Annotated in this window: 11 protein-coding genes; 6 read left to right on the forward strand and 5 right to left on the reverse strand. The window is 71.1% G+C overall.

All coding sequences use genetic code 11. The annotated features are described in order from the left end of the window. Positions 1-10: 10 nt before the first annotated feature. On the reverse strand, positions 11-3,568 hold the full coding sequence (locus tag AB0395_RS11505) for a serine/threonine-protein kinase (RefSeq protein WP_366279415.1): 3,558 nt from the start codon (positions 3,566-3,568) through the stop codon (positions 11-13). A 94-nt stretch (positions 3,569-3,662) separates the two neighbouring features. Between AB0395_RS11505 and sigJ the strand changes: the two genes are divergently transcribed. From sigJ to AB0395_RS11525, 4 genes are all read left to right on the forward strand, one after another. Continuing rightward, positions 3,663-4,529 carry an RNA polymerase sigma factor SigJ gene (gene sigJ, locus AB0395_RS11510; RefSeq protein ID WP_366279418.1) on the forward strand — a complete coding sequence of 289 codons (867 nt, stop codon included), beginning with the start codon at positions 3,663-3,665 and terminating at the stop codon, positions 4,527-4,529. Further along, positions 4,526-4,990 (forward strand): carboxymuconolactone decarboxylase family protein, encoded by a 465-nt coding sequence (locus AB0395_RS11515; RefSeq protein WP_366279420.1) that lies wholly within the window; start codon positions 4,526-4,528, stop codon positions 4,988-4,990. The genes sigJ and AB0395_RS11515 overlap by 4 nt, the downstream gene beginning before the upstream one ends. Positions 4,991-5,318: 328 nt before the next feature. Next, the gene (locus AB0395_RS11520) at positions 5,319-5,474 is read left to right on the forward strand and encodes a hypothetical protein (protein ID WP_366279422.1); all 156 of its coding nucleotides are present in this window, start codon (positions 5,319-5,321) and stop codon (positions 5,472-5,474) included. A gap of 105 nt (positions 5,475-5,579) precedes the next feature. Then, positions 5,580-6,158 carry a helix-turn-helix domain-containing protein gene (locus AB0395_RS11525; protein ID WP_366279424.1) on the forward strand — a complete coding sequence of 193 codons (579 nt, stop codon included), beginning with the start codon at positions 5,580-5,582 and terminating at the stop codon, positions 6,156-6,158. Here the strand turns inward: AB0395_RS11525 and AB0395_RS11530 are convergent. The 3 genes from AB0395_RS11530 to AB0395_RS11540 form a co-directional block, all read right to left on the reverse strand. After that, positions 6,073-7,788 carry an alpha/beta fold hydrolase gene (locus AB0395_RS11530; RefSeq protein WP_366279427.1) on the reverse strand — a complete coding sequence of 572 codons (1,716 nt, stop codon included), beginning with the start codon at positions 7,786-7,788 and terminating at the stop codon, positions 6,073-6,075. The two genes, AB0395_RS11525 and AB0395_RS11530, sit on opposite strands and share 86 nt — an antisense overlap. 181 nt (positions 7,789-7,969) lie before the next feature. Further along, entirely contained in the window at positions 7,970-8,545 is a 576-nt protein-coding gene (locus AB0395_RS11535) for a TetR/AcrR family transcriptional regulator (RefSeq protein WP_366279430.1), read from the reverse strand. Between the two features lie 200 nt (positions 8,546-8,745). Then, positions 8,746-9,948, reverse strand: coding sequence for an MFS transporter (locus AB0395_RS11540; RefSeq protein WP_366279433.1), 1,203 nt, complete (start codon positions 9,946-9,948; stop codon positions 8,746-8,748). Positions 9,949-9,986: 38 nt separating this feature from the next. On the opposite strand from AB0395_RS11540, the gene AB0395_RS11545 reads away from it, so the two are divergent. Further along, a complete protein-coding gene (locus tag AB0395_RS11545) occupies positions 9,987-10,643 on the forward strand; it encodes a CGNR zinc finger domain-containing protein (RefSeq protein WP_366279436.1) in 657 nt (218 codons plus the stop codon). Positions 10,644-10,935: 292 nt separating this feature from the next. Further along, positions 10,936-11,574, forward strand: a complete 639-nt coding sequence (locus tag AB0395_RS11550; RefSeq protein ID WP_366279438.1) for a helix-turn-helix domain-containing protein — start codon at positions 10,936-10,938, stop codon at positions 11,572-11,574. A 58-nt stretch (positions 11,575-11,632) separates the two neighbouring features. Here the strand turns inward: AB0395_RS11550 and AB0395_RS11555 are convergent, their stop codons facing one another. After that, complete coding sequence (locus AB0395_RS11555; RefSeq protein ID WP_366279441.1) at positions 11,633-12,619, reverse strand: helix-turn-helix domain-containing protein; 987 nt, start codon at positions 12,617-12,619, stop codon at positions 11,633-11,635. Positions 12,620-12,660: the final 41 nt, after the last annotated feature.

A 12,660-nucleotide genomic window follows, 5' to 3' on the forward strand; every position in this document is an offset into this window, starting at 1 on the left:
AAAGTTTGAGCTAGTTAGGACATACGTTTCGGTAGGGAATGTCGTTGAGGTAGGCCCGCCACTCCTCCGCCGACAGGGTGCGGCCCGCCCGCTCGCAGACCGCGTTCGCCACCCGCTGCGGATCCACCGGGTGCTCGGTCAGGGCACCGGCGGAGTCGACCACGACCAGCTGTGACCCGTCGGCGGTGAAGGCCAGCGACCGCAGCTCCCCGGCACCGGCTGTGATGGGGGCGCCGAGGCGGCGGCCGGTGGCGACGTCCCACAGCGCCACCGACCGTTCGTCGGTCCTGGCTGCGACCACGTCGCCGCTCGGCGAGTAGGCCGGCATGGGATCGAAGGCCGTGACGTGCAGGCTTGTCTCGCTCACCCGTTTCCTGCCGCCGGTCTCCCAGATCGACAGCCGGCCTGCCTGGTCGGCGATGGCGAAGCGGGAGCCGTCCCGGCTGAAGGCGAGGCCGGTCACCGAGACGCCGACGGTCGGCGAGCCGTACGAGGGGCCGAAGGGCTCGCCCGTCGCCACGTCGAGCAGGCGCTGTTCGTCCCCGACGACCGCCAGGGCCCTGCCGTCCGGGGTGAAGCGCAGCCCGTCGGGATAGACCTGCTTCCTGGACCAGCGGTGGCGGCCGCTCGGCACGTCCCACGTGTGGATCTCCCCGCTGACCTTTCCCGGCATGTCGGGATAGGCGACGTAACAGGCGAGGACGGTGCCGTCGGCGCTCAGCGCGACGGTGGTCACATTGCCCTGCCGCGGGGCGGTAACGGTGGCGATCCGCTTGAGGGTCTGGGTGTCGAATATGGCCACCCCGCCCGCCGTGTCGCCGGTGGTGACCGCCAGCCGCCGGCCGCCGCCGCTGAAGGCCATGGTGAGGTAGCCGCCGGGGTTTCCCGAACCGACGTCAAGGGCCGCCACGGCCTCGCGCCGTCGTACGTCCCACAGCATGACCTCGGCCGCCCCCTCGCCCTTCGTGGCCAGGAGACGGCCATCGGGGCTCAGCGCCGCCCGGGCCGCCTGCACCCCCTTGAGCGCGGCGGGCATGGTGACGGCGCCGATGTCGAGGGTGACGACCGACCCCTCGCTCAGGTAGCGCATGGTGCGCCCGTCCGGGTCGAAGGCCACGACCGGCCGGAGCGCGTCGACGGTGTGGGTGAACAGCAGGGCACCGTCGGCGACCCGCCACAGCCAGATGTTCCTGGAGCTTGCGGCGGCCAGGAACCGGCCGTCGGGGCTGAAGCGCAGCCTGTCGTCCTCGCCGTCCTCGAAGTCGCCCTGGGTGAGCGAGGGCTCCAGCGGGGCCCCGGTGAACGCGTCGTGCAGCTGCACGTCCGGACCGTTGCGGACCGCGACGGTCCTGCCGTCCGGGCTGTAGACCACGCGCCGCCCGCAGGTCGAGCACCGCTCCCCGAGGCGCTTCTTCTTGCTGTCCACGAGGGTCAGGGCCGTCACGTCCCCGTTGAGGTCGGCGGCGGCCAGGGCGCGGCCGTCCGGCGAGGTGTCGAAGTCTATGATCCCGTTCAACGAGGGCAGTTCGGCACCGGTCTCCAGGTTCCAGAGGATGGTCCCCTCCCCCCGCCTGAGCATGACCAGGTTCTCGGCCTGGCCGAAGGAGGCGTCGTACGAACCGGCGAGGCCGGGTGCCGGTACGGTGAGCGTCGAGCCGGTCGGCCTGCCCTTGGCCACGTCCCAGACCCTCAGCTTCCCGCCGCCGACCACGGCGAGCCGTCTGCCGCTCGGGCTCAGCGCGACTCCCGTCAGGTCGTCGCCAAGCCCGCCGAACCTGCCAAGGCGCCTACCGGTGCGCATGTCCCAGATCCGCGCCTCGCCTCCGCTCACGCTGACGAGCGTGCGCCCGTCGCGGCTCAGCTCCCGGAACGTCCGCACCTCGGTGGCCGGGTCGTGGAAGGCGGCCGTCTCGTACTGGGCCAGCGAGCCGGTCAGGCTCGCCCTGGCCTCGATCGCCGGCGCCGCCAGGCGCCAGGCGGTCACGCTGAGCAGCATGGCCGTGACCGGCTCCGTGAGCCGCAGCGACTCCGCGGTCGCGGCGAGCCTGACGCCCTCCGCCTGGTCGCGCTGGAGCGCGATGGTGGCGCTGCGGGCGTCGGCGACCCTGCTCTGCTGTACGGCCAGCGCCCCCGCGGCCAGCGCGATCACCAGCAGCGCGGCCAGCGTCACCGACAGCAGCCTGATCCTGCGGGCCCTGCGCCTGGCCAGGGCGGCGCCCGCCTCCAGGAAGTCGCGCTCGACCGGGCTCAGGGTGATGTTGCGGCGTCCCGTCGCCGCCCAGTTCATGGCACTCTCCAGGCTGCTGCCCTGGAAAAGGTCGCCGTCCCTGCGGCCCTGGCTCTGCCAGCGCCACGCGGCGGTGAGGATCTGCCGGTGGACGGCGAGGCCGTCGCGGTTGGCCTGGACCCACTGGCGTAGGCGGGGCCAGGCCTGCGCCAGTGCGGGCCGCGACAGCCACAGCTCCCGGTCGTCGTGGCCGACCAGGTAGGCGAAGGTCTCCAGCACCCGGCGGACGGCGCCCGCCTCGTCGTCGTGCCGTCCTTCGAGGAGCTCGGCCAGCTGCGCTCGCCGTACGGCCGGCTCGCCGTCGTCGGTCACGGTGACGAGCCTGAGGAACACCTCGGGGACGAGCTCCCGCTCGGCCTGTCCGAGAGCGGTGTAGGCCTCCTCGGCGAGGGTGCCGAGCGCGGGGTCGTCCGAGCCCGCGCTCACCCGGGCCCCGGCCTCGCTGCCCGCCGCGAGCAGCCGCCGGGTCTCCAGCCGCCCGTCCCCGCTGATCAGGGCGAGCAGCAGTTCTCTCGCGGACGGCCTGGCCTGGGGGTCCTTGGCGAGCGAGGCCGCAACCAGCGGGCGGAGCGGCTCCGGCAGCATGTCGAGCTGGGGCTGGACGGAGAGCACCCGGTGCATGACGCCGCCCAGAGTCTCGGCTCTGAACGGGTCGGTCCCCGTCGTGGCGAAGACCACGATCCCGCCCCAGGCGAACACGTCGACGGCCGTGGTCGCGCGCTCTCCCATGAAGATCTCGGGGGCCATGTAGGTGGGGGTTCCCGCCACCATCCCGGTCGCGGTCAGCGACATGTCCGCCGTGCGGGCGACGCCGAAGTCGATCACCCGGGGGCCGTCGGGACCGAGCAGCACGTTGTCGGGCTTGAGGTCGCGGTGGACGACCCCCGCGTCGTGGATCGCGGTCAGCGCCGTGGCGACGGCGGTCGCGAGCCGGTGCAGGTCACCCCCGGTGAAGCGGCGCCCATCCGCGACGGCTCTGCGCAGGTTCGGGCCCTCGACGTACTCGGAGACGATGTACGGCCTTGGCCCCTCCAGGTCGGCGTCGACCACGGCCGCCGTGCAGAACGAGGCGATCCGCCTGGCGGACGCCGCCTCACGGCCGAACCGTTCGCGCAGCTCGGGATCGGCGGCCGTGTCGCCGTGCAGCACCTTGACCGCGACCCGCCCGCCCTGCGCGTCATAGGCCTCGTAGACCACGCCCTGGCCACCTGCGCCCAACCTCCCGGCAAGCCAGTAACCACCGAGCCGCTGGGGATCCCCCTCGACCAGTCCGGTACTCATCTCCCGCCCTCCGTTCACCGGCTTGTTGGACGCGCCGCTGGACACCATAGTTCGGCCGATGTCACACACTCAGGAGATGTCTCGTCCTCATAGTGTGAACAGCGATGAAGATCTCGCGGCTGAGTTCTCCGCCATCAGGCCGAGGCTCGTCGGTGTGGCCTACGGGCTGCTCGGCAGCCTCGACGAGGCTGAGGACGTGGTTCAGGATGCCTGGCTGCGTCTGAGCAGGGCCGACCGCGCCGAGATCCAGGACGTCACCGGCTGGCTGGTGGTCACGGTGTCCAGGCTCGCACTCGACGTGCTGCGCTCCGCGCGCGTGCGCCGGGAGGAGTACGTCGGGCCGTGGCTGCCCGAACCGGTGGTGGCCGAGGCCGACCCCGCGGACAGGATCACGCTGGCCGAGTCGATGAGCCTGGCCATGCTGGTCGTGCTGGAGTCGCTCAGCCCGGCCGAGCGCACCGCGTTCGTGTTGCACGACGTGTTCGGCCTCACGTTCGCCGAGGTCGGCCAGGCCGTCGGACGTTCTCCCGCCGCCTGCCGCCAACTCGCGGCCCGCGCGCGCAAACATGTCACGGCCAGGGCGCCCCGGTTCGAGGTGGACGAGACCGAGCACCGCAGGGTGGTCGAGGCATTCGCCAGGGCCAACGCGGGCCTGGACATCGACGCCCTGCTGGCGCTGCTCGACCCGGACGTGGTGCTGCGCAGCGACGGCGGCGGCCTGGTGAAGGCGGCTAGGCGGCCGGTTCACGGCGCCGACCGGGTCGCCCGTTTCCTGATCGGCGTGGCCGAACGGCTCGGCGCCGCCGACCGGCTGGCTCCGAGTACGGTCAACGGCTGGCCCGGGCTGCTGCGCTTCAAGGACGGAATGCTCACCGGCGTCCTCGGGTTGTCGGTTGCGGGCGGTCGGATCACCGAGATCGACATCGTGATGAATCCCGAGAAACTGAGGAGTGTGCGATGAAACAACGACTGAATGTGGCAGAGCTCGCCCCGGAGGCGTACAAGGCATTGCTCGGCCTGGAGCGGTTCCTGCACCACAGCGCGCTGCCGCACGCCACGCTGGAGCTGGTGAAGCTGCGGGCCAGCCAGATCAACGGCTGCGGCTTCTGCGTGGACATGCACAGCCACGATGCCAAGCAGGCCGGGGAGAGCGACGAGCGGCTGTTCTCCGTGGCCGCGTGGCGGGAGGCGCCCTACTACACCGACGCCGAGCGGGCGGCGCTGGCTCTGGCAGAGGAGGCGACCCGGCTCAGCGACCGGGCGGAGGCGGTGCCCGACCACATCTGGGACGAGGCGGCCAAGCACTACGACCCCGAGACGCTGGCCGCGCTGGTCGTGGCGATCGCCACGATCAACGCGTGGAACCGGATCGGCGTCACTACGCGTCTGGTCGCCGGTTCCACGCGTAATCAAACCGGTTGATAGGGCCTGTCAAGGCGGACTAGGTTGGCTTGCACGGGCACCCGTGCGAGCCGGCCTACCGCAGGTCTTTCACAGGCAGGACGCCGGTTGACACCGATCCGAGTGAGCACGAGGAAAGGGGGCGAGCCATGCGACACGCCAAGGTCGCTCGTTCGCGGAACCGGCGCCGTCGCGGCCGTGCTTCCGGCCTGGACCTGGACCTACGCACCCCGTCGGGCCGTCGGCTTCCCTACTGACGATCAGATCTTTACAGCGGTTTTACGGGAAGATCTGTAGACATTCGTATAACGAATACGTCACGGGGGGCTCAATGAAGAGACTTGTGGTTGTGCCACCATACGTCGCGCGACTCAAGATCAGGGATATCCGCTCCGCGACACGCCGCAGGAGCGCCGGCGATGCCAAGGTCGTCGATCTGCGGGCCTACACCGGACGGAACGTCCTGCGCTTCCCGCTCGCCGGCGGCCCGACCCCCGCGGCCTGATCTCCGCGATCCACCGCCGGAAAGACCCGCGCCCCGCGGGTCTTTCCGCGTTTCCGGCACTCCATTCACATATGTGGACACAACGTCCACATATACCCTGGGAACATGGAAAGAGCAGACGCCGCACGCAACCGGGCGCGCATCCTGGAGGCCGCCGGGGAACTGTTCGCCGCCAAGGGGGCGCCGAACGTCACCATGGAGGACATCGCCAGGGCCGCGGGAGTCGGGCGAGGCACTCTGTACCGCCGCTATCCGGACCGGGCCGCGATCGCGACCGCGATGCTCGACGAGCACGAGAGGGCGCTGCAGCGCGAGCTGATCGAGGGCGAGGCGCCCCTGGGCCCCGGGGCTCCGCCCGCCGAGCGGCTGGCCGCCTTCTACGCGGCGATGGTCGAGCTGCTGGAGTCCCACGCGCACCTGGTGCTGGGGGCGGAGACGGGACGGTCCCGCTTCGCCACGGGAGCCTACGGTTTCTGGCGGGTGCACGTGCGCTCGCTGCTGGTCGCCGCGGGGGTGGCCGACCCGGACGCGCTGGTCGAGATCGTGCTCGCGCCGCTGGCTCCCGAGGTCTACGCGTTCCAGCGGTCCGGGCGGGGTCTCAGCCCAGAGCGGATCTCGACGGCTCTGGGCGAGCTCGCCCGGCGGCTTCTCTCAGCGAGCGCGCCAGCTCCTGAGGATGAGTGAGCTGGGGATAGTGCCCCGCTCCCCGTATCACGACATCGGGCCTCCCGGCGACGAGCGGATCGGCCGATCCCGTGACAATCGTCACCGGGACCCGCACCTGGCCGAGCACCTGCCGCAGCTCGCTCCTGGCGGCGTAGGCGGCGCGCATCGCCTCGACCACCCGGCGGGCGGCGCCGGGGCGGCGCAGGTCGCCGATCGCGCCGGCCGGGACGCCGAGCCTTTCCGCGAGGCGGGTCCCGGGCATCCGGCGCAGCACCGGTACGGCCGCCGCCGAGCGGGGGAACCACCCCGCGGGGGGTTGCAGGAACGCGGGGGCGACCAGAACGACGGCGGAGACCTTCCCCGGATTCCTCAGCGCGTGGCGCAGGACCGGCCCGCAGCCGAAGGAGTGGCCGACCAGCACGGGACGCGTCCTGACCGGCTCCAGCAGGGCGGCCGTCCAGTCGCTGAGGGGGCGGGCGGGCGAGGAACGCCCAAGACCCGGCAGGTCGGCGGCCAGCACGGGGGCGTCGAGCGACTCGCTCACGGCCGCCCACGAGTCCGCGTCCAGGGGAAGCCCGTGCAGCAGCACGTATCCGGGGTTCTCCCGCTCGCCGGTCACCCAGGTGCGGCTCCCCGCGACGTCCTGGAACCCGTACGGCCCGCGCGGCGGGACCTTCGCCCCGAACCCGGCACCGACCAGCCCGTCGACCCAGTTCCCGAGCACCTGTCCGACAGGGGGCATGCGCAGCCCCGCCCGTTCGGCGAAGGCGAGGGCCGGGGCGGTCTCGTAGCGGTCGCCGGACAGGAACGACAGCGTCTCAGGGTCGGTGCCGGTGAGGGCGCGGGGCAGCCGCCGTACCACGCCGACCGGGACCGACCCGCGCGGGGCGCGCACACCGAGGTGCGCGGCGACCAGCCTGACCAGTCCGGGCAGGTTGGGCGTCTCGTCGTCGAGCACCCAGTAGGCCTTCCCCTCCGTCTCGTCGTACTCGGGCACCGCGGCCATGAAGCGGGTGAAGTAGCCGACGTCGACGATCGGCAGGAAGACGTCGGGGCCGCCGGGTAGCACGGGCAGCCTCCCTCTCCACAGATCGTGAACCATTGAGGACAGGCCGATGAACTGCCCGGTTCCGATCACCGTGCTGGGGTTGACGATCGTCAAGGGGAGGCCGATCTCGCGCGCGCGGGCACGCACCGCCGCGTCGCCCTCCCGTTTCGACGCCTCGTACGCGCCGTCACGCCGGTAGTCGGCGGGGCCGCCGCTGACGCGGTAGCCGCTGATGTGGACCAGACGCCGCAGGCCCTGACGGGTCGCGGCCCAGTCCGCCATGTTGAGTGCCCCGGTCACGTTGACCGACCTCGCCTCGGCGGCGCTCAGCCCGAAAGCGAAACGGGCCGCGGTGTTGTGGACGTCGCGTACTCCCTCCAGGTCATCGCGGCCTTCGAGGCCGAGGCCGGGAACGGTCACGTCGGCGGCGACGATGGTCAGCCGCGTGGTGTCCACTCGCTGCTCGCCGAGCCAGGAGGTCAGCCGGTCTCCGGAACCGCGCAGGGCGGCGGCGACCACGCGGTTTCGCCGGAGCAGTTCGGCGACCAGGGAGCGTCCGATGAATCCCGCCGCGCCGAAGACGATGGAGTCAGGGGTCACACGATCACCTCATAATAGATCGGTCTACATATTTTATGGACAAGCTCATGGGCGGAGCCGCGAACGAGCGGATCTGCGGGGTTCCCGCCGGAGCGCCGTCAGGTGGCACCATCAGGTGGCGCCGCGCCCTTCCAGCCCCCGAGGCACCCTCTCCGAACGGCGCCTTTCGTCATCGCGCCTTCTAGCGCCGCGCCCCCTGGAGCAGCACCGCGACACGGCGTGCCACGCGGTCGAGCGGCTCCCGGCTGCGATGGGCCTTGGCCAGGAGCAGCGCTCCCTCGACCAGGGCGAGAAGGGTGGCGGCCGTGTCGGCGGGCTCGGGATGCCCGTCCGCGGCCAGCCGGTCGCGCAGCGTCTCCTCCCAGGAGCCGTAGACCTCCGAGCAGACCTCCTGCAGGGGGTCGCTGACAGCCGCCATCTCCAGGGCGACCGTGGCGACCGGGCAGCCCTTCCGCCACCCGGAGGCCTCGAGCCGGTCACCGAGCAATGCGAGCACCCCGGCGACCAGGCCTGCGGTGTCGGGGACGGTCTCGGCCAACTCCCGCACCATCCGGCCTATCTCGTGTCCCGCCCGCCGCACCGACTCTCCGACGAGCTGGTCCTTGCCGCCGGGGAAGTGGAAGTAGAGCGAGCCACGCGGCGCCCCGCTGGCCTCGAGCACCTGGTTCACCCCGGCTCCGAAGTAGCCGCCGCTCTCGATCAGGTCCTGTGTCGCGCCCAGCAACCGGCCCCTGGTCTCCTCACCCTTCCGTCCCATGCCTAAAAAATAGACCGGTCTTCTTATTATTGGCAAGCCCGCCCGCGAAACCGCCCTGCCGCGTTCCGGTCGCCCGCATCGGCCCGAGCCCGCAACTCCCCGATGTGAGCCGGTACCGGGACGAATACCCGTCTCGGCGTCGGCGACCTTGTCGTCCAGCAGCGCGCACAGCTGCGGGACGAGCCTTTCGATGAGAACGCTCAAGTCGACATCGCGCGATCTTCGGACGAGTCGACGGTTGCCGACGGGATCGCGAAGAAGGCCAGCGCTGCAAGAACCGCCACACTCGCCGCGAGCGCCAAAGCGCCTGGAAGAGACCACGTCATGACCGGTCCGGCAACCGCTGCCCCCAGGGCGAATCCGGTGATCTTCAGGCTGGCGCCGGTGGTGAAGATCTGGCCCCGCAGGTGTTCCGGGGCCTCCCGGTGGCGGACTACGAACAAGGCGGCCAGTTGGGGCCCCTCACCGATCCCCGCTATGAGTACGGCCACGATGAGCACAACCGGTTGACCCCACATGGCCAAGGCCAACGCGACAGCCTGGACAAGAGCACTGACCCAGATGATCGTGTCGGGGGCGACCGAACGAGGAAATCGCGCGAGTACGGCGTTGGCCACCAGGGCGGAGATCGCCGCGCAGGAGAGCAGCACCGCGCCACGTCCGGCCTCGCCCAGGACGCGCTCGCCCAGGAGTGGGATGCACACCATCAGCATTCCCTGGGCCATGCAGGAGACGACCGAGGTGAGGGTCGCTCGGGCCAGCGCCGGCCTTCCGGCGATGACCCGCATTCCGGCTGCAAGGTCGCCGATCACCGACGTTGCCCGAGCCTCCTTCGCCCGACCGGGAAGGGCGGGCAGCATCCACGCGGCAGGCGATGCCAAGGCGATGAGCACTACGGAGACCAGCACGGCCGTCGGGGCTCCCAGCGCCTCCGCCACGCCGCCGGCGAGAGCCGGACCAGCCAGACTCGCCACGCTGAACGTCATGGCATCGAGCGCGTTCGCCCGGGGCAGGTGGTCACCCGGCACAACACCCGGGAGTTGGGCCGTCCATCCGCCCGAAAGGGCCGGTCCCAGCAGCCCTGTCAACACTGCGATCAAGATCGTGACAGCGAACGGCAACCGCCCCAGGCCCGCGAGGATCGTCCCCAGCCCCGCCGCATACAGGGCGAGGCCCCCGGCAAGCAGGCGTCCCGGCCGTCCTGCTCTGTCGAGGAGCGCCCCGAGCACCGGCCCTCCTAGCGCGGCAGAAACCGTGATGCCCGCGAGCAGCGACGACGCGTCGACGGTCGATCCGGCCAGGGCGAATCCCGCCAGCATCAGCGCCGGTCCCGACATCTCGTCCCCGGCACGAGCTGCCACTGTTCCGGCGAGATAGAGGCGGAGTGAGTAACGCTTTTTCACCAGCAGGACGTTACGGGGGTAACGTAAAACGAAGCAAGATGCGTTACATTCCGCAGGTGTCCTTCAGCAGCGACGACTGGTCCACCCGGCACTCCGTTCTCACGATCGCTCGGCGCACCGCCGCCCTGATCAACATCCTCGCCGACAGGTGCCCCGACCCGGCCGACGTCGCCGACGTGCTCCGCGCATACGGCGAGACAGACCCCATCGGCCTCACCACCCGCGACGTTGCCGCGATGCGCGCAGCCGCCGCCCTACTGCGGCCGGTCTTCGCCGCCGAACACGCCGATGACGCCGCGGCCACCCTCAACCGCCTCCTGCAGGACCACACCGGACCGCTCCGCCTGACCTCGCACGGCGGCACAACCCCCTGGCATCCTCACCTTGACCATGACGACAACGCCTCCTGGGACGAGTGGCTCCTCGCCTCGTCCTGCATGGCCCTGACCGTCCTCGTCTGGGATCGCCAACGCCCGCCCGGCAGGATCTGCGCATCAACCAGCTGCCAGAACGTCTTCATCACCCAAGGCAGCGGTCCCGAACGCCGCTACTGCTCCCGCCGATGCGCGACCCGCGAACGGGTCGCAGCCCATCGACGCTCTCACTCCACCGAGCAGCCGAGCGAAATCGAGGAGGGAGCCCAGGGAACGCCACCGCCTGCCCGCGGCCGCATGACTGGCCGGCCACCCGTCTGACCGCCGATTACCCGGAAGAACTCCTCTGATGGCCGGCGGCGTGCCGCCCCGCATCGCCCGGATCGATCCGGCACCTCCCGTCTCAACCCACTGAGCCCTTGTCACCTTGAGCCGGAACGGACAATGTCCCTGCGCACCCGCGAACCGAGAGCACCCGACTCCACGGGCTTGGGCAGCCAGGAGCCGCCGTAGCGCCTCGAACTCCTCAACCCCCCGCCCAGCCCGGCGGAGATTCCCGGGATTCTCTGCTCAATAGAACGGAATATTTTGTTCCACAAGCTATATTGTCAGCATGGAGACCACGAGCACCCCGCCCCTGAGCGGCCGGAAGGCCCAGGCGGCCCGTAACGACCAGACGATCCTCGAAGCGGCGCGGGCGGTCTTCGTCGCCGACCCCGGCGCGCCGATCTCCGCCGTCGCGGAACGAGCCGGGGTCGGCATCAGCGCGCTCTACCGCCGATACGCCAGTAAGGAAGACCTGCTCCGCAAGCTCTGCTCGGACGGCCTGAGGACCTACATCACCGCGGCGGAGACGGCCCTGGCCGACGAGGGCGATCCCTGGACCTCCTTCGCCTCCTTCATACGCGACGTCGTGGACGCGGACACCCACTCCCTGACGATCAACCTGGCGGGCACCTTCACCCCCGACGAGAGCCTCTACCGTGACGCCGCGCACGCGAGCGAGCTCACCGTCCGGATCTTCGAACGCACGGTTGAGGCGGGAGCCCTCCGTCCCGGCCTGGACGTCGCGGACATGACGATGATCTTCGAGCTGCTGGCCGCGGCGCAGCTCGGCGACGCGGCCAGGACCTCCGAGATCAGGCACCGCTACCTGGCGCTGATGCTGGACGCCCTCCGCCTGCCCTCGGCCCCGCCGCTGCCGGGCCCGCCGCCGAGCGTCGAGGAGGTCAACCGGCGCTGGAACGTCTAGCGACGTCCCGCCCCGCCACCGAGGCCGGCCCCGCCGCGTCAGACGGCCGGCGGCCCGCTCACGCGGAGACCCCGAAGGCCCTGCGGTAGGCCGAGGGCGAGGTGCGCATCGCCTTGGCGAAGTGGTGGCGGAAGGTCACCGGGCTGTCGAACCCCACCGCGACCGCGATCTCCTCGATCGGCGCGGTAGTGGACTCAAGCAGCGTCAGGCTGGCCGCGACCCGCTGGGAGATCACCCAGCGCAGCGGGCTGATCCCGGTCTGACGGCCGAAGTGCCGGATGAAGGTGCGTTGTGACATGTGGGCGGCCTCGGCCATCCTCGCGACCGTGATCGGTTCCGCCAGGTGGTCCAGCGCCCAGGCCATCGTGGTGGCCACCGTGTCGTTGTCCTCGACCGGCGTGACCGGAGCCTGGATGAACTGGGCCTGCCCGCCCTCCCTGTGCGGCGGGATGACCAGCCTGCGCGCGACCGAGTTGGCCACGCCGGGCCCGTGGTCCTTGCGGACCAGGTGGATCAGCAGGTCGAGGCCCGCCGCGCTGCCCGCGCTGGTCAACACGTCGCCGCCGTCCACGTAGAGGACATCCGGGTTGACCTTGACCCGCGGGAACCTGCGCTGCAGCAGTTCGGCGTACCTCCAGTGGGTGGTCGCCTCGCGCTCGTCGAGAAGCCCGGCTGCCGCCAGCGCGAAGGCCCCGGAGCAGATCGATACGATCCTCGCCCCCCGGGCGTGCGCCGCTCGCAGCGCCGCGACCAGTTCCGGTGACACCGCGCCCCGCACGTCCGGCACCGCGGGCACGATCACCGTGTCCGCACCGGCCGCGACGCCGAGCCCGTGCGCGGCCCGCATGGTGAACCCGCCGACGATCCGCAGGTCAGCCGGGGTCTCCGCGCAGACCGTCAGCTCGTACCAGGGGACGTCGAGCTCGGGCCTGGCGATCCCGAAGATCTCCACCGCGCAGCCCAGCTCGAAGGGCGCCATGCCGTCGAAGGCGATGACGGACACGAAGTGGCGGGCACCACGCGGAACCGGCGGCGGAATCAGCATGGCGAAATCTTAGCGATAAGCGGCATTCACGCCACTGGTCG

The sequence above is a fragment of the Streptosporangium sp. NPDC051023 genome, from assembly GCF_040689595.1.
Classification (GTDB): Bacteria; Actinomycetota; Actinomycetes; order Streptosporangiales; family Streptosporangiaceae; genus Streptosporangium.